Genomic DNA, 17,291 nt, shown 5'->3' on the forward strand with positions numbered 1-17,291 from the left:
CTAGCCCTAAATACTATAACATTACCTGTAAATTACAGTGTAGATGTATTTTTAGGCAATTCTAATACTAATTCATCCAACACACTCCATGTAATCGTATTTACATCACGGATTTTGCTATCTGAAATGAATATTTGCTCTGATAGTGGCTTAATTGGCTTAAATAATTCTTTGTAATCAACGGATACTCCATTAACAGCCAAACTTTCAAAGGACATATAAATTGGTGAGTTATTTTTAACTATAATATTATTTCCTTCTCGCCTAAAGGAAATCTTTTTTTGCTCATTTTCTATGGTTAAATTAGCAAATTGCTTAGGCCTATAATAAACTTTAAAGTGAAGGACTTGAATAGTATTTACATCAATACTACTATTATTTTCTCGCATGTTTTTGTCTAATGGAGGGATAGCTCTATATTTTACAATATAAACCGTTTCCCTATCTTTCGCTAATTTATCACTATCGCCAATAAACATAACTCGCCAAGTATAAGAGTTGCCAGCTTCCAGCTTATGAAGTGGAGGAGTGACCATAAAAGGAATATTTATATTATTTTCTTTTATATCAAGACCACTACCTTCATCTAATAATTCAACAGATGATTGCATTAAATAAGGTGTTTTATCTGTATCATTCAAAATTCTAAATGACACACTTTTCTCACCTTCAATAAATGTTGTTCTTTGGTAGGGAAAAACTAATGTTCTATTCTCCCCCCAAGAGACGCTTATAAAACTAAAAAATAAAGATAAAAATAATGGAACTAACCCTAGTGAACGGAAAAACATTTTATCACCCAATTTTTCTTAATAAAATAATTCCACTGATATTGCTAAACTTTAGTATATATAGATACTTCAACACGTGCTCTATACTTTCCTATCTCTGTATTCGGATTTAAGCAAATAGCCCACTTAATATTTAGATCTTGAACTACATTAGAAACAGAGTTTAACCCTAATAAGGTTTCTTCTTGGTTAGCAAAATTCAATAAGCCCGCTTTTCCTTCGTCCTTACAAGTTAAGCTTCCGCTGCCACCAGCTGCATATGGTAATGCTAACAGATATGGCGTATTAGAGGTTATGTTTCCACCAGTTCGGTCGAACCATAACTTATGTTGGTTAGCTGAATCCACAGTTCCTTCACGAGCGATCGCAGAAATGTAAATTGGTTTATTATCTGCTGTACATTTATATTTAAAACTGGATTGTCTGAAAAACTCAGTTTCTCTACCAGCAATAATAGTAAAATTGTCTTGGCTAACATCAGAAATACTACAAACCCTTACAACGTTCAAGCTAGTTGAAATTTGTAATGTACTAACACCATCTTGATCATTATCTTGACCATAAGAGCCAACATATAATGGAATTCCACTATATGAGTAACGGCCAGGTTGTATAGGCACTGGTGCATACATTTGCATTGGACCTGCTATATATACACTAACATTCCTTTTTGAATTATAACCACCAGGAGCTCTTGTCCCATCCGGTGGTGTGTAACAAAGCTTCCACTGACGGTTGCCTTTAGTACTTCTATCCACCAAATTAGGTACATCTTCGAATACTACACCACTATAGCTTTCTTTAACGAATCCTGATGAACCTATATTGTTATTTCCTGAAAGTTTTACAGAAAAACCTAAACTAGGAACAATATAGGCATAAGCGCCGCTAGCATGAGTAAGTTTTATTCCAACTTTATTGACTCCAGGAACTTTCTGCAGGGCTGCAGTTGCATTCGGCCCCCCTTCCACAATAGGCTCATCAACACAAGATGTACTGCGAGGTGAAATAGAAAAAATCGCAAAATCCGGTGATGTCCACGCTTGAGTTTTGGACCCATAAATATAGTTATAGGTTGTAGAAGTTCGACCAGACAGCCTACCTTCGACTAAGTAGGGATCCGTTGCTGCCTTCGGGTGCTCTAAGTCAATAATACCTTCTAATGTTAATGTCATTGTACCGCCGTTCTGAGCTGCTATCATCGATTTCATTGGAAAGAATGAAATCAGTGATATCAACAATATTAACGGTGAATTAATTGACTTATTTTTAATAAAAAATTTCATAGCCCCTCTTAAAATTTTAATAAGGTAAGAGTCCGGTATAACAAATTATTGGCAATTAATAGAGATAGTACGGATTGCCTGTCCTTTACTTATATTAATGCTGCCTAAGTTAGAGAATGACGCTAAACATTGTTGGTTGCTATTTGCACCCCAACGAATTTGCAATTTACCAGAATCAGGTAACCCACTCATAAATAACTGATTATTATCGCCAACAATACCTGTATTTTCTTCGGTTGCATTTTCTTCAATTAACGATGCTACAGCCCCAAACGGCAGCACAGTACCATTCGACATTTTTAAGTTGATAACAGCTTGATATCCAACTTTAGTATCAAATTTAACTTTAACAATTGCCCCTGCTGCGGGATAAACCGTTTTACTGGTTTCTCTAAGAAGAACATCATTAGGTAGTGTGTTGACATCCATATTTATAACATTTGCGTTATAAGGAGATATATAAGGATACAATGCATAACCTCGATTATTAACCTCTACATCTTGGTTACTTACCTTAGTACCAGCTGCACCTTCAGCTTCAATGATCGCCATACTATCCCCCATAGTACGCCCGAATAGAACACCACCCGAATGTAATAATAGGCCGCCATTGACACTTGCGTTCATTGATTGACTATTCTTAGAATAGCTATATGCAGAGGAAATATTACCCGAGGAACCTGAATAACCAGCACTTAAAGAACCACTATTCCCGACGCCTTTATTCCCATACCCTTGCGTAATACCATAATAAATTTTATTATCTAACAAGTTACCTGAAATTCCTGCTTGCTGATCAATATAGCCGTCATTATTCTGGCTAAATGAATAAGTACTATATATATCCTTCGCTAACACATTGTTAGTAAATATGCTGAACGGTATGCTGACATTTACTGATACCATTCTATTTTCAGGCCAAGATGTATTATCTTTTATCCTATCTATGCTGTATGTAATACCATAGTTTATTTTGTTATAAGTTCCGTTATATCCCATCACCATCTGACGAACTTCACGGTTGATTTCCCAGTAATCAGAGATGCTTCCTGATAAGAAAACACTACCATATTCTCCCAATCTTTGCGTTATAGAAGTGGTAAAACTCGCTCTCTGACGTTGGTTAATCCAAGGCGCAACCCCATCCTTCAACTTATAGTCATAGTTATTGAAATCAGCAAAACTAAAATAAGATCGAGTAGAATAGCGTAAAGCTGTTAAATCGATAGAAGTCCCTGTCGACATCATACTTTTCGAATAACGAACACGGTATGATTGTCCAGCGCGGTCTCCTAAATCGCCATCCATATTAGCCGTAGCATGGGTAATATCCATAGATAAAGCACCAAAAGTGCCTAGTGATACACCTAAGCCAGCTACTGCTGAAAAATAATTATCCGCAAATAATAGGCCACCATATAATGTACTATTTGTAGGTAGACCATAAATTAAAGATCCTAAAAAGAAATCAGATCGTTTAGAATCAACGGTATACCCACCATCATAGCGACCAACACTGGTCTCATACTTATAGCCACCAGGTCTAAGCATCACAGGTAATGAGGAATACGCAACTGTGAAAGTTTTCTCAGTTCCATCTTCTTCCTTGACCGTAACATCTAAGTTACCCGCGTTACCTGAAGAATATATATCTTTAATTCTAAAGGCTCCAGGTGACACATATGTTTGATAAACAACATAGCCATTTTGTCTAATAGTAACCTGCGCGTTAGACTGAGCAATACCTGCAACTTCAGGAGCAAAGCCTCGTTGGCTATTAGGAAGCATTGCCTCATCACTTGATATTTTAATTCCTTTGAATGGAATAGAATCAAAAACATCACTACCTGTAGATATTTCACCAACCATCATTGTAGATTTAATGGAGTGAAGGGCTCTCATTATATATGTATTAGTAAAGTCAGTAGATGATTCAGTATCGCCATTACTCTTAGAATAAGAGTAACTCATATTGGATCTCAGTCTCCAAGGACCTAAATTTAAGCCACTATTCAATGTTCCAAATAAACTATCACTTTTATTTTTTCCAGACGATGAATCTGTTTTATTTTTATTACCACTAATGAAGTAATTCAAAAATAATGCAGAAACACCAGTATCTAACATTGATGGATCAATATATCCTTGAACTTTATTGTCCATGTATATTTGAGGGACAGTGACTATTAATTTTAACTTACTAACATCAACTCTTACTGTTGCGTCTTTAATGTAGTCATTAAGTGATAATATTTTAACATCAGGAGATAAATTATTAAGCCCAGGCAGTGCTTTTACATTAATCCCCCAATTTTCCAAGATTGTCTTATCAAATTCAGGTACAACAAGACCTTTTGAGTTTGCAACAAAATTAACATCTTGTTCGGATAGTATGTTTCTATTTATTTCGATCTGTAAGCGATAAACACCTGCCGGAATAGTATTGGATGAATTAAATTGAGATAAATCTAACTGGCTAGCATCAATTCCTAGCTGACTTTCAAGCATGCTCGGATCAAAATAATCGTCACCATATGAATACAGAGATAAGCTTATCAATGAAGATAGCAAACCAAGTTTTAATATTTTGTTTTCCATTCCTCTAGCCTTAGATTATCTTTACATTCAAAATATGCAAGCGCTGAAAAATCATTATATGTTATTTAATAAATATAAAAGAAATTTCAATTAATTCTAAACACTTCAGTTCCAGCACCATTATCATCAAGAAAACGCCAACTTGCTACATTTATACTTTCATTAGTATTTTCTAATTTATAATAACTAAATGGTGAAACTAAAATGGAATCATTATAGTTCTTACCATTCATATTAAAATCAACAATTGTCATATAATAAGGGGTTGGATTATGAAATTGCCACCTTCCATCCTTATTTTTTAACTTTACTTGTTCAAAATTATTCTTATTTGGCTCAGGTATACCATTAGGCCGATAATATAATTTAATAATTATAGCTGTTACGAAAATCATTTCAGGCGTATCCCCTTCCTCTAAGTTTTTGCTAGTCGGTGGAATACCCCTTGCTTTCAAATAGAATCCTGATTCTCTATCTTTAGGTAGCTTAGAAACATTATCAGGATATATCCTAACTGCATGTTCTGTTTTACTTTTAATTTTGAATAAAGGAGGGCTAATTATAAAACTATCAGCATTCTTCTCATCCTTTATATCTAATAATAACATTTGCATTAATAAAGGGCTTTCACCCTCATTACGGATACTAACAACCTTATTCTTATCTGAATCTGTGAAAATAACTCTACTTTGGCCTAAAGATAATCCTCCAGCATGAAGGGTAAAGTGCCAAGCTAGTATTATTGTTAATATCAACCGTATCATCACATTTACCTATTTAATCTGCATAATATGACAATGTTAGTGTTGCTTTAAATGCCCCAATATTTTGATCTATCGAGCAATCAGCAACTTGGTTCTTACACATGACATAAGCATAAAATGTTTTAGTTACATTTTGAGTTTTAATATTCGACCATAAAACATTATTAGTTTCTGTAATAAAATCTGCAGATGATTGATTTGCATTATCATTTGCAGAGATTCTTACAGCAAACGTTTTTCCTGGATTATCTAAAAAACCATCATTTATTGTGTAGTTGCCAGTTAATTTAATATAGTTATTATCAAAGCTATTAGTTTTACAGTTACTGATTACAACATCAAAAGCCTTCTTAATCTTTCCACTAGATGCATCCGCCCCAAACTTAGATAAAGGCACATTTCCAAAATCAACAATATTCTTTTTACCACTATCACTAGTGACAGCAATATCACAGGTATTTTTAGGCACAGTTAAATCAAACGTAAAATCGTGTGTACCTGGTACTAAAGCTGTTGAAGAATAAGAAAAAAACATCACGTAAAAAGCCAATGTAACTCTACAACATATTTTATTTAGAAGCTTCACAGTCAATACCACCTATTAATTCTTATGGTTGAAGTAATACTATATCAACAGAGGCAACTAGTTCTCCAGGTATTGGCTGAGTAGTTCCAAGCTGGACAACATTTACTTCAAAATGATTCTCTAATTGGCTATTAGCTGTAACATCAAAACTAATTTCACCGCCAGCATTGAGGTTTACGACTTTACAATTGAGCTTATTCTCATCACAGTTTTTTAAAACAAACGCAGCTCCAGTAATATTATTAGTTGGATATATTTTATTACTATTATCAACTAAAGTTCCTATCCCAGGAGTTATTTTCATTTTAAATGGTGCTGGACCATCAGATAGATTAAAATCAGTGCAACTATATTTTAAAGAAAAGGGTTTCACATAGGTTTCATCGTCAACATTCGATTTAATTTGAGGTGTTAATAATGGTTTATCAAATTTAACCGTCATCGATTCATATGATACTTCACACGTTCCTTTAGATACATTGCCGATAACTTCAATATCTAAAGCTGAAACCCTTCCAATAAAGAAACACATGCCTATTACAATATAAATAGCACTTAAAATAGATGCCTTTATTTTGTTACTAATTGATTTTTCCACTAAAAGATTCCTCGCCACCTAAGTCATTAATAACTGTCCATTTAACTATACCATTACGGCCATTTGCCGGAGTTATATAACTGAAAGAGTCAAAAGGAGAAATCATTGTATTACGCTTTTTCATATTTAAATCAATTTTAACACCATTAACACTGAGCTTATTTAAAGAAATATAGTATGGTGAATTATTATTAATAATAATACCTGTACTACTAGAGCTTATCTCTAAGTTTTTATATGCGTCATATGGTGAGATAGATAATTTTGAAGGTCGGTAAAAAACCTTAATAATATTATTATAACCAATATTCATTGCAGATCCTTCTAAAGGACCATCAGTAGCAGGTATCATAGTAGCAGAGAAATAAAAAACACTCTCTCTATCTGTTGGTAATGAATTCGGTTGAGCAAAAATCCTAATATCTTGCGTTGCCCCTGAGTTGATTTTAATTAATGGAGGTGTAACTGAAAAAGGCGTTTTTGATGCTGAACCATCATTATTCATGCTTACCGAAAATTTTGCTAAATAATTAATATTTGTATTATTTCGAGCACCAACCGATACACTATTTTCACCCTGGACATATATTATTCGGGTCGCATTTAAACCAACACCACCTGCAGCGTAAACGTTAGTAGTAGTAATTAATGAAAACAGTAGAATTAAAGCTCTATAACAATCATTAACTACTTTTTTTCTTAAAAACGATTCTTTTGCTTTCATTACTTAGTCCAATCATTAAAAACAATATTAAGAGGCTTTTTAATTAAAAAGCCTCTTTACTCGTATTAACTAATATTATTAGTTATAAGATACAGTAAATGTTACTGGTACGGATAATTTATCAGTAGGTACACCAGTTTTGGTAAGAATCAGATTAGCTTTCATAGGAATGACAGCACCACCATCTTTAGCAACTTTAGGGTCGATAACCACTACTGCATCTGCGTTAGGAGTAATATTAACTGCACCAGAAGCTAATTTAACTGCTAAAGCTTTAGATTCTTGGTTAGCAAACAGTGCTGGGAAACCAGCTGCTGCTTGACCTTGAGCGAATACGTTCATTGAAGTATCAGCTGCGTCAGCAGAACAGTTAGACAGAACTAAATCAAAAGATTTTTCATCACCTAAAACTGCATTTGGTGCTAAAGCATCAGTTACATCTTTAGTGAAAGTTCCCCAGTCAACAACAGAACCTGTAGTAGTTGAAGACACATCACAAGATTGAGCACGTAATTGGGCTTTGAATGTTACTTCCGCACCTTTCTTACCATCTGCAGCTAATGCAGAACCTGCTACCATAGAACCTGCTAATACTGCTAAAACCGCTAATTTTTTGTTGAATAACATATGTAAATACCTCTGTATTTATGTCGTCATGTAAGTAGTTAAAGACACAATTTTTATTAAAAACCAAGTTCACAATAATTGTTTACAAATACCTATGCCATTTTCATGAGCCTGGATAACTAACTGTCAACCTATTTAATTAAGTCAACATTGGGGGATATTAAAATCCGTTCAATACCCTTTTTTAAAACCAAATTATTGAACTGGTTTTAAAAAAAGACTATTTCTGTATCGCCGAAAATGAGAGACCAACATCAATATAGAAATAGTAAAATGGACAAAAATAAAATATATGAAAGTTTAATCAGCTATTATTGCAACTTGAATTCTGTATGAATAAAACCTAATTGTCTTTAAAAGCATTCCACACTTTTAATTCATCTCAAATTCACATTAGCTATTCCCGTTTGAAACAAAACGAAACAAACAAAAACATTATGCTGAACTTTTAAATACCTTGTTTCTTTCTGATACCAATATTAATACAGTAATATTAATTGTCAAAATAACACAAAAATAGACCAAAATTTAGCTTTTTAGTCTAAGATAATTATATAAATAGATATAAATGCCAGAAAATGAAGAAATACTATAACTAATGATCGTCATTTAGATTAATTTATATTTATAAAGTCAACTTACTTATAAATATTTCAGGTAGTATTTAGTTATGTAAAAATCACACATTTTATTTAATTCTAAAAATCTAATAAAAGTGATATTAAAAACTATAAATACATGCATTGAAAATATTGAAATGAAAAAACAACTTAGTATACGATTCATTACACCATTACACCATTACACCATTACAACAGATAAGCGTAAGATAAGTCTTAATTGAAATTTACACTAAATGGCAATCTAAAACCTTACGTTTTGTGTGTTTTTTGTTAAACAACATCGAGTTTTTTGTTTAAGAAAAACAAAGAGGATAGGCTGGTTTTGAGTATTCTAATTATCTGTTTTTCCAGATAATCGTTTGCTTATATTTCCCTTTAAATAGAAATAATATAAATATAAAACAATGTATCCCCGCGCATTCCTGATCTCAAAAATATGATAAGCTTATTAGCAGTAATTGTTTGCATTTTCGAATATTGAGGCCGATTAGATGAAAAGAATGAATGAAGACAAAATCCTTGCAATGGCCGAGAATATTTGCCAATCAAGAGGCGTCAGGTTAACACCACAAAGAGAAACAGTATTACGCCTGATAGCACAGCAGCATGGTGCAATCAGCGCTTATGATTTACTTGACTTGCTACGGGAAATTGAACCTCAAGCTAAACCGCCTACGGTTTATCGTGGCCTTGAGTTTTTAATGGAGCAAGGTTTTATCCATAAAATTGAATCAACGAACAGTTATGTCGTCTGTCACCATTTTGATAACCCGAGCCATATCTCTGTTATGTTAATTTGTGACCAGTGTGGAAGCGTAACGGAAAGTGATTGCACAACAATAGAAGCTGCAATCATTAATTTAGCAGATGAACACCAATTCCGCTTAAGACATACAGTGGTGGAAAACCACGGCTTATGTAAAAATTGTGACGAAATGAATAGCTGCCAAGATCACGAACATTGTCATCATAACCATGAACAACCTATCGCCCAGAAGAAAAAATAAGTAGCTGCGTTGATAAATTGCTTGATGAAATGCAAAAATAGAGAAGATAAAGAAATAAAATAAAATAAACAAAACAGGCAGACCTCAGAATGAAACTATGAAATCTGCCTGCAATCGTCCTTCCCGCCTGTAACCTACCATTACGGCTAGCGACTAAAGGAACTTAATACCAATCACTATTACGGATAACCCCAACAGCCAAACCTTCAATAGTGAAATTTTGCTGACGTAAGTCAACAATAATAGGTTCGAATTCTGGGTTTTCTGCTATTAATTCAACACGGTTACCCTGTTGCTTAAAACGTTTAACAGTAACTTCATCTTCGATACGAGCAACAACCACTTGCCCGTTATGGACATTCTGCGTTTTATGCACAGCTAATAAATCACCATCCATAATGCCAATATCTTTCATGGACATCCCATTCACACGCAACAAAAAATCTGCGTGTGGTTTAAATAGCTCAGGGTCAACTTGATAGTGACTTTCAATATGTTCCTGCGCTAATAATGGTTCGCCAGCGGCAACACGTCCAATCAGAGGTAACCCCTGGTCTTCTGTTTCTTCTTCAAGAAGCAGACGAATACCTCGGGATGCGCCTGAAACGATTTCAATAACCCCTTTGCGCGCTAAGGCCTTTAAATGTTCTTCTGCCGCATTAGGCGAACGAAAACCAAGGCTTGCTGCTATCTCAGCACGTGTAGGAGGCATACCCGTCTGCGAAATGTGATCGCGCACCAGATCGTAAACCTGCTGTTGTCGAGCCGTCAGTGCTTTCATTCCGTTCCCCTGTTTGTTTATACAGTCAAACTGTGAGTATATACAGGTAAATGAAGATTTGGAACAGTTAAATCGCTCAATTTAAGCATTTGTTATCGATTTACTTTCTTTTTACCCTATTAAGCACCCGAATGCCTTAGCCAGAGAAATAACGCTGCCATAATACCAGTGCCCAAATAAATAGCGCTAAGCCGATACTCACAAATACCGCAGCGGAACCAATATCTTTAGCTCTTCCTGACAGTTCATGATACTCACTACCAATACGGTCAACTACGGCTTCTATCGCACTATTCAATAATTCGACTATTGCCACGAGGACAACTGAACTCACTAACAAAATTCTATCTATATAGCTGATATCTAAATAAAATGCGATAAAGATTGCGATAATCGCAGCAACAGATTCCTGCCTAAATGCGGCTTCATTAACCCAAGCTGCCTTCAAACCTTTAAGGGAATATCCCGCCGCTTTGATCACTCGCGTGAACCCCTTAACTTGACTCGCCATATTTATTCCTTAAAAAATGCAAACAATAATCGATTTTTACGGTCAAAGTGAATTGTCAGTAACAGATCTAACCATGTATTTCTGGTATGATTGCGCAGCATTGTTAACAAGAGGCTATAATCATTTATGTCACTATGGCGTAAAATATATTACAACACGTTGAATTTACCACTTAAATTATTGGTAAAAAGTAAACTAATTCCTTCGGATCCCGTCACTGAGTTGCAGCTTGATGTCAACAGGCCAACCCTATACGTATTACCTTATCATTCGAAGTCTGACCTCCTCACGCTACGGCATCAATGCTTAGCTATTGGTCTGCCAGACCCTCTGGTCGACAATGATATCAATGGAACGAAGCTTCCGGCGTACGTTTTTATCGATGATGGCCCACGTGTTTTTCGCTATTATTCACCGAATCCACGTAAGGATTCAGTAAAAACTTTCCATGCTTATTTAGATTTGCATAAAAACAATCCAAATCTAGATATTCAAATGCTACCTGCATCCGTGATGTTTGGCCGCTCACCGGGTCGTGAAGGCCATACTCCAGCACCACCATTGAAACTGTTAAATGGGATTCAAAAATTCTTTGCAGTTTTATGGTTAGGGCGTGACAGCTTCGTGCGTTTATCACCCATTGTCTCAATTGGTAAAATGGCACAAGACCACGGCACAGACTCCATTATTGCCAACAAACTCGCCCGTGTCGCGCGTATTCACTATTCGCGCCAACGTCTAGCAGCAGTTGGGCCAAAACTCCCTGCACGTTATGAGCTGTTTAATAAGCTATTAACGTCTAAAGCGATTGAAAAAGCCGTTGAAGACGAAGCGCGTAGTAAAAAAATTCCACTCAAAAAAGCCCAGCAAAATGCCGTTGGGATGATGGAAGAAATTGCAGCCAATTTCTCTTATGAAGCCGTACGTTTAACGGATAGGGTTCTTAGTTGGACTTGGAACCGTCTTTATCAAGGCATCAATGTTCAGCACGCTGAACGGGTCCGCCAGCTTGCACAAGACGGCCATGAAATCGTTTATGTCCCCTCTCACCGCAGCCATATGGACTACTTGCTGCTCTCATATGTGCTATACCATCAAGGGCTAGTTCCACCTCATATTGCCGCGGGGATAAACCTCAATTTCTGGCCAGCAGGGCCGATTTTCCGCCGTTTAGGGGCCTTTTTTATTCGCCGTACGTTCAAAGGCAATAAGCTGTATTCGACCGTTTTCCGCGAATATTTAAGTGAGTTGTTTGCCCGGGGTTACTCCATCGAATACTTTGTGGAAGGTGGGCGCTCACGTACCGGTCGTTTATTACAGCCTAAGACGGGTACCCTCTCAATGACGTTACAAGCGATGTTGCGCGGTGACTCACGCCCTATCACCATCGTTCCTATCTACATTGGGTATGAGCATGTGATGGAAGTGGGAACTTATGCCAAAGAACTTCGCGGCGCAGAAAAAGAGAAAGAAGGCTTTTTCTCTATGGTTCGCGGCTTACGTAAATTGCGTAACCTAGGCCAAGGGTATGTTAACTTCGGTCAACCCATTTCATTACCTCATTACCTTAACCAGCGCGTGCCTGATTGGCGCGACTCTATCGACCCTATCGAACCACAAAGACCAACGTGGCTAAACCCAACGGTCAGTTCGTTAGCCGATAACATTATGGTCAATATTAATAATGCAGCCGCAGCCAATGCGATTAACCTGTGTGCGACTGCGTTACTGGCTTCTCGTCAACGCTCACTCACTCGTGAGCAACTGATTGAACAAGTCGAATGTTACCTGCAATTATTGCGCAATGTGCCATACACCGCAGATGCGACGACCCCAAATAAAACAGCAGAGCAATTGTTAGAACATGCTTTGCAAATGGATAAATTCGAAGTCGAAAAAGACAGCATGGGAGATATTATTATCCTTCCTCGCGAAAATGCCGTCTTAATGACCTATTACCGTAACAATATCCATCATTTATTGGTATTACCATCACTAATTGCTAGCATTGTATTGCACTATGAACGCATTAGTCGCCAAGACATTCACTATCAAGTAGGCCAAATTTATCCGTTCTTAAAAGCAGAACTGTTTATGCGTTATAACAGTGATGAGCTACACGAGGCGGTAGATACGCTAATTGATGAGCTAAATAACCAAAAGCTGATTTGCTTAAAAGAAGACGACATGGTGGTGTTAAATCCTCGCCGTATTCGTCCATTACAGCTCTTAGCTGCTGGCGTGCGTGAAACTCTGCAACGTTATGCAATCACATTATCATTACTCAATGCGAGCCCTGAAATCAGCCGTAATACGCTGGAAAAACAAAGCCGTATCCTTGCACAACGCCTTTCTGTTTTGCATGGTATCAACGCTCCTGAATTCTTTGATAAAGCGGTATTCTCCACATTGGTCGATACCCTGAGAGAAGAAGGCTACATTGATAATAATGAAAATGATATCTTTGTCACCAATGCGCAAAAACTGTATGCCGTTCTGGCTCGATTGATGTCTCCTGAGATTCGTTTAACTATTGAAAGTGTTAGTCAAGATGATGAGTTTTCTGAAAAAAAACCAACTGAAAGCACACAATCTCCGGAACAAGTGAAAAGCTAATCACCTTTTATCAAGCCAATAAAACAAAAAAAGTCATGTTAGAAATAACATGACTTTTTTCACTTTGGCTCAATAACTGTAATTTAAAAATAACTGATAAAAATACCAATAAACAATATTAAGCCAACAAAGTTATTGTTCATAAAAGCTTTAAAGCAAGGCGCACGTTCACGGTTAACCATCAATTGCTGCTGATAGATAAATAAACCCGCAACTAACACTAATGAAATATAATAAAGGGTTCCTAAACCCGCCAGTGAGCCAATCACCAATAATAAGCCAACCATCAGTAATTGCAGCAAACCAATAATCAGTTTGTCATATTGCCCGAATAGAATAGCGGTTGATTTCACACCAATTTTTAAATCATCATCGCGGTCTACCATTGCATACTGAGTATCGTAGATCACCGACCAAATAATATTAACTAAAAACAGTAACCAACAAACAGCTGGCAAAGTTTCACCAACAGCAGAGAAAGACATTGGAATTGACCAACCAAAAGCCGCACCTAATACCACTTGGGGTAAGTTACTGACTCTCTTAACAAAGGGATAAACCCATGCCAAAGCCAAACCTGCAACCGACAACCAAATGGTCATGGAATTGAGTGTCAAAACTAGCAGAAAAGAGAGGCCAACAAGGCTTGCAAACAATATTTTTGCTTCTTTTTCTGTTACGTCCCCACTCGGGAGTGGGCGGTGTTTAGTCCGCTCTACGTGGCCATCAAAATGGCGGTCAGCAAAATCATTAATGACACAACCAGCAGCACGCATAAAGAATACACCAGCAGTAAATACAATCAAAAGATGTAAACTTGGCGTACCTTGAGCCGCAATCCATAATGCCCAATACGTCGGCCACAATAGCAACAATGAGCCAATGGGTCTATCAATACGCATTAAACGGCTGTATGCATGCCATTTACTTAGCGTCATACTTCCCTCCACTTTATCGTGCTCCTTTTCGAATTCCATCATACTTCAAATTAGGTATATTTTAATACCACCAAACTCGGCAACTTACTGATTTATATTTGTTGGCATAGTGTCATTGCAGAGACCTGAAAACTCAAAGTACTTAGGATAGTTAGCGATATGCAGGTGATTCAGGTAAAAATATTTCTGTTAACAGCAACGGTTTATTCGATAGTCTTAACCGAGAACTACGTACCCACCGATTTGCGCAAGAACCAATATGGATATAATCTCGAGTTAAACTCTCGCGGCTAAATAAATAACGCCCTAATGGCATTCTCCCAATATCCACCAGTTGCTGGTCATCATCAGTCAGTGTTTCTTCAGGGATTATTGTTCGGCCCAGTAACCAAGGGATGCCATCTCCATACATGACAACTTCTCTGACCCAATAACGTGGGCTTTCAGGTAGAGACTGCACTTCATCCGCGCTCAGCTTATCTTGCGATACATAGCGCTCTAAATAAGGTATCACGGTAACTTGCTGGCTATGCTGCTCAAAACGTTTTGTCATGGAGCCAAGCTCTAGTAGCCAATCTAGTATATTGGCAGGAACTATTTTATCGTTTTTATCGTTCTCCGCCAGCCAGTGAATCGGCTGAGAAGTAAAAAGCGTTTCATCCATTACTTAAAATTCCACCATGAATAACATGGTTATGATTTACTGTATTTCTTACGCAATAGGATATCACGTTGTTTTACGACAAGGTTAAAGTTAGCTAACAATTTATATAAAAAGTCACATTTTCAACACAAAATGTAAAAATATAGTGAAAAATTTTTTAATTACTAGCAAGTTATCGATAATAATAAAATTCATTAATATCGTAACAAAATGAATTTGTTTGATTAAAAAACAGCCTGATGGACAGTATGTCAGTTAAACAATGTAAGGTAGGAACTTCCTACCTTACATTTAACTATTTAAATAATACGTTATTAATTTATCGCCAAGCTTTGTAGCTGTTAATCAAACCATTGGTCGAGCTATCATGGCTACTCACGGTATCATTATTTTCTAATTCAGGCAGGATACGGCTTGCGAGTTGTTTACCTAACTCCACGCCCCATTGGTCGAAAGTAAAGATATTTAAAATCGCCCCTTGAGTGAATATTTTGTGCTCATACATCGCAATCAATGCACCTAACGAATATGGCGTGATTGATTTCAATAAGATAGAGTTAGTTGGGCGGTTGCCTTCAAACACCTTATAAGGCGCAACATATTCCATATCCGCGACATTCTTACCTTGCGCAGCAAACTCGGCATCAACCACTTCACGAGTTTTACCAAACGCCAGTGCTTCGGTTTGCGCAAAGAAATTAGATAATAATTTTTCGTGATGATCCCCTAACGGGTTATGGGTTACCGCAGGTGCGATAAAATCACATGGGATCATCTTAGTTCCTTGGTGGATCAACTGATAAAACGCATGTTGCCCATTGGTTCCCGGCTCACCCCAAATAATCGGGCCCGTTTGATAAGTAACAGGTTTTCCATCACGACCAATATATTTACCGTTCGATTCCATATTACCTTGTTGGAAGTAAGCGGCAAAACGATGCATGTATTGGTCGTATGGCAGAATCGCTTCAGTTTCCGCCTCAAAAAAATTGTTGTACCAAATGCCAATCAAACCTAACAACACGGGGATGTTCTTTTCTAGCGGAGTTTGGGTGAAATGTTTATCCATCGCATGGGCACCGTTCAATAATTGAACGAAATTATCAAAGCCGACCGATAAAATAATGGATAAACCAATCGCTGACCATAATGAATAACGGCCACCAACCCAATCCCAAAATTCAAACATATTGTTGGTATCAATACCAAACTTCGCGACTTCTTCGCCATTCGTTGAAAGTGCCACAAAATGCTTAGCCACTTGACTTTCATCTTTTGCCGCCGCCAAGAACCAATCACGAGCAGAATGCGCATTCGTCATGGTTTCTTGCGTTGTAAAGGTTTTGGACGCAATTAAAAACAGTGTTGTTTCTGGGTTCAGCTTTTTCAGTGTTTCCGCAATTTGCGTACCATCCACATTCGATACAAAATGCATGTTTAGGTGGTTTTTGTATGGACGCAGTGCTTCTGTCACCATAAATGGACCAAGGTCTGAACCACCAATACCGATGTTCACCACATCCGTAATCGCTTTACCGGTGTAACCCTTCCAATCACCGCTGATAATACGCTGACTAAATTGCTGCATTTTTTCCAATACTGCATTCACTTCTGGCATGACATCTTTGCCATCAACATAAATAGGGGTGTTATCGCGGTTACGCAAAGCAGTATGTAGTACCGCACGGTCTTCAGTACGGTTAATTTTTTCACCTTGGAACATACTGTTAATGGCGCTTTCTAGCTCTGTTTCTTTTGCTAAGGCCAATAAATGTTCCAATGTTTCTTGCGTAATTCTATTTTTGGAGAAATCCACTAAGATTTGACCATCGAACGTTGCCGAAAAATGAGTGAAGCGGTCTTTATCCTGTGCAAACAAATCGCGCATATGGACATTTTTCATTTGCGCAAAATGTTGCTCTAGCGCCCGCCATGCAGCCGTCTGGCTTGGATTAATACTTCTCATGGATAACACTCTCCAAATAATTTTAAATAGAAATAGATTGTACCCCGTCACGAAAACGAGACTTATCGGTTTTCTGCGTTATATTGATATTCCCCAATTCTGCCGCACTTTTCCAGACTTAATTACCCATTTTATTAAAATACACACTTTCTAGACTGATACGTATACAAAAGTATATGATCCGGTTATCTGAGCGCAGTCACCCCCCAAA

Annotated in this window: 15 protein-coding genes; 2 read left to right on the plus strand and 13 right to left on the minus strand. The window is 37.0% G+C overall.

Going from position 1 to position 17,291, the window contains the following annotated elements; all coding sequences use genetic code 11:
- Positions 1–32 precede the first annotated feature (32 nt).
- The 8 genes from PR834_RS14525 to PR834_RS14560 form a co-directional block, all read right to left on the minus strand.
- Positions 33–791, minus strand: coding sequence for a fimbrial biogenesis chaperone (locus PR834_RS14525; RefSeq protein ID WP_094962871.1), 759 nt, complete (start codon positions 789–791; stop codon positions 33–35).
- Positions 792–835: 44 nt separating this feature from the next.
- Positions 836–2,077 carry a hypothetical protein gene (locus PR834_RS14530; RefSeq protein WP_004261278.1) on the minus strand — a complete coding sequence of 414 codons (1,242 nt, stop codon included), beginning with the start codon at positions 2,075–2,077 and terminating at the stop codon, positions 836–838.
- Positions 2,078–2,122: 45 nt separating this feature from the next.
- Positions 2,123–4,675, minus strand: coding sequence for a fimbria/pilus outer membrane usher protein (locus PR834_RS14535; RefSeq protein WP_272536746.1), 2,553 nt, complete (start codon positions 4,673–4,675; stop codon positions 2,123–2,125).
- Positions 4,676–4,761: 86 nt separating this feature from the next.
- Positions 4,762–5,439, minus strand: a complete 678-nt coding sequence (locus tag PR834_RS14540) for a fimbrial biogenesis chaperone (protein ID WP_094962856.1) — start codon at positions 5,437–5,439, stop codon at positions 4,762–4,764.
- 13 nt (positions 5,440–5,452) lie between these two features.
- Positions 5,453–6,025, minus strand: coding sequence for a fimbrial protein (locus tag PR834_RS14545; RefSeq protein ID WP_141240708.1), 573 nt, complete (start codon positions 6,023–6,025; stop codon positions 5,453–5,455).
- Positions 6,026–6,047: 22 nt separating this feature from the next.
- Entirely contained in the window at positions 6,048–6,623 is a 576-nt protein-coding gene (locus tag PR834_RS14550) for a fimbrial protein (RefSeq protein ID WP_094962857.1), read from the minus strand.
- The gene (locus PR834_RS14555) at positions 6,607–7,347 is read right to left on the minus strand and encodes a fimbrial biogenesis chaperone (protein WP_094962858.1); all 741 of its coding nucleotides are present in this window, start codon (positions 7,345–7,347) and stop codon (positions 6,607–6,609) included. Before PR834_RS14555 ends, PR834_RS14550 begins: the two co-directional genes overlap by 17 nt.
- A 78-nt stretch (positions 7,348–7,425) precedes the next feature.
- Positions 7,426–7,974, minus strand: a complete 549-nt coding sequence (locus PR834_RS14560; RefSeq protein ID WP_094962859.1) for a fimbrial protein — start codon at positions 7,972–7,974, stop codon at positions 7,426–7,428.
- Between the two features lie 1,114 nt (positions 7,975–9,088).
- Between PR834_RS14560 and zur the strand changes: the two genes are divergently transcribed.
- On the plus strand, positions 9,089–9,604 hold the full coding sequence (gene zur / locus PR834_RS14565; RefSeq protein WP_004261310.1) for a zinc uptake transcriptional repressor Zur: 516 nt from the start codon (positions 9,089–9,091) through the stop codon (positions 9,602–9,604).
- 163 nt (positions 9,605–9,767) lie between these two features.
- Here the strand turns inward: zur and lexA are convergent, their stop codons facing one another.
- Positions 9,768–10,385: a transcriptional repressor LexA gene (gene lexA / locus PR834_RS14570; RefSeq protein ID WP_004261314.1), complete on the minus strand. Its 618-nt coding sequence runs from the start codon at positions 10,383–10,385 to the stop codon at positions 9,768–9,770.
- A gap of 136 nt (positions 10,386–10,521) precedes the next feature.
- Positions 10,522–10,896: a diacylglycerol kinase gene (locus PR834_RS14575; RefSeq protein ID WP_004261317.1), complete on the minus strand. Its 375-nt coding sequence runs from the start codon at positions 10,894–10,896 to the stop codon at positions 10,522–10,524.
- Positions 10,897–11,022: 126 nt separating this feature from the next.
- Here PR834_RS14575 and plsB point away from each other — a divergent pair, with 126 nt between their 5' ends.
- Entirely contained in the window at positions 11,023–13,512 is a 2,490-nt protein-coding gene (gene plsB / locus PR834_RS14580; protein ID WP_196725539.1) for a glycerol-3-phosphate 1-O-acyltransferase PlsB, read from the plus strand.
- Between the two features lie 83 nt (positions 13,513–13,595).
- Here plsB and ubiA read toward each other — a convergent pair whose 3' ends face one another.
- The 3 genes from ubiA to pgi all read right to left on the minus strand — a co-directional run bounded on the left by ubiA (position 13,596) and on the right by pgi (position 17,080).
- A complete protein-coding gene (gene ubiA, locus PR834_RS14585) occupies positions 13,596–14,450 on the minus strand; it encodes a 4-hydroxybenzoate octaprenyltransferase (protein ID WP_112307368.1) in 855 nt (284 codons plus the stop codon).
- Between the two features lie 151 nt (positions 14,451–14,601).
- Complete coding sequence (gene ubiC / locus PR834_RS14590) at positions 14,602–15,114, minus strand: chorismate lyase (protein ID WP_094962860.1); 513 nt, start codon at positions 15,112–15,114, stop codon at positions 14,602–14,604.
- A gap of 319 nt (positions 15,115–15,433) precedes the next feature.
- Positions 15,434–17,080: a glucose-6-phosphate isomerase gene (gene pgi, locus PR834_RS14595; protein ID WP_096865066.1), complete on the minus strand. Its 1,647-nt coding sequence runs from the start codon at positions 17,078–17,080 to the stop codon at positions 15,434–15,436.
- Positions 17,081–17,291 lie beyond the last annotated feature (211 nt).

Source organism: Providencia sp. PROV182, from assembly GCF_028480325.1.
GTDB lineage: Bacteria > Pseudomonadota > Gammaproteobacteria > Enterobacterales > Enterobacteriaceae > Providencia > Providencia hangzhouensis.

What these genes read in the sequence shown, in the direction of transcription:
- plsB (WP_196725539.1), top strand. Translation starts at nt 11,023, where the DNA reads ATGTCACTATGGCGTAAAATATATTACAACACGTTGAATTTACCACTT.
- PR834_RS14560 (WP_094962859.1), bottom strand. Translation starts at nt 7,974, where the DNA reads ATGTTATTCAACAAAAAATTAGCGGTTTTAGCAGTATTAGCAGGTTCT.
- PR834_RS14555 (WP_094962858.1), bottom strand. Translation starts at nt 7,347, where the DNA reads ATGAAAGCAAAAGAATCGTTTTTAAGAAAAAAAGTAGTTAATGATTGT.
- lexA (WP_004261314.1), bottom strand. Translation starts at nt 10,385, where the DNA reads ATGAAAGCACTGACGGCTCGACAACAGCAGGTTTACGATCTGGTGCGC.
- PR834_RS14540 (WP_094962856.1), bottom strand. Translation starts at nt 5,439, where the DNA reads ATGATACGGTTGATATTAACAATAATACTAGCTTGGCACTTTACCCTT.
- PR834_RS14575 (WP_004261317.1), bottom strand. Translation starts at nt 10,896, where the DNA reads ATGGCGAGTCAAGTTAAGGGGTTCACGCGAGTGATCAAAGCGGCGGGA.
- pgi (WP_096865066.1), bottom strand. Translation starts at nt 17,080, where the DNA reads ATGAGAAGTATTAATCCAAGCCAGACGGCTGCATGGCGGGCGCTAGAG.
- zur (WP_004261310.1), top strand. Translation starts at nt 9,089, where the DNA reads ATGAAAAGAATGAATGAAGACAAAATCCTTGCAATGGCCGAGAATATT.
- PR834_RS14535 (WP_272536746.1), bottom strand. Translation starts at nt 4,675, where the DNA reads ATGGAAAACAAAATATTAAAACTTGGTTTGCTATCTTCATTGATAAGC.
- PR834_RS14530 (WP_004261278.1), bottom strand. Translation starts at nt 2,077, where the DNA reads ATGAAATTTTTTATTAAAAATAAGTCAATTAATTCACCGTTAATATTG.
- PR834_RS14525 (WP_094962871.1), bottom strand. Translation starts at nt 791, where the DNA reads ATGTTTTTCCGTTCACTAGGGTTAGTTCCATTATTTTTATCTTTATTT.
- ubiA (WP_112307368.1), bottom strand. Translation starts at nt 14,450, where the DNA reads ATGACGCTAAGTAAATGGCATGCATACAGCCGTTTAATGCGTATTGAT.
- ubiC (WP_094962860.1), bottom strand. Translation starts at nt 15,114, where the DNA reads ATGGATGAAACGCTTTTTACTTCTCAGCCGATTCACTGGCTGGCGGAG.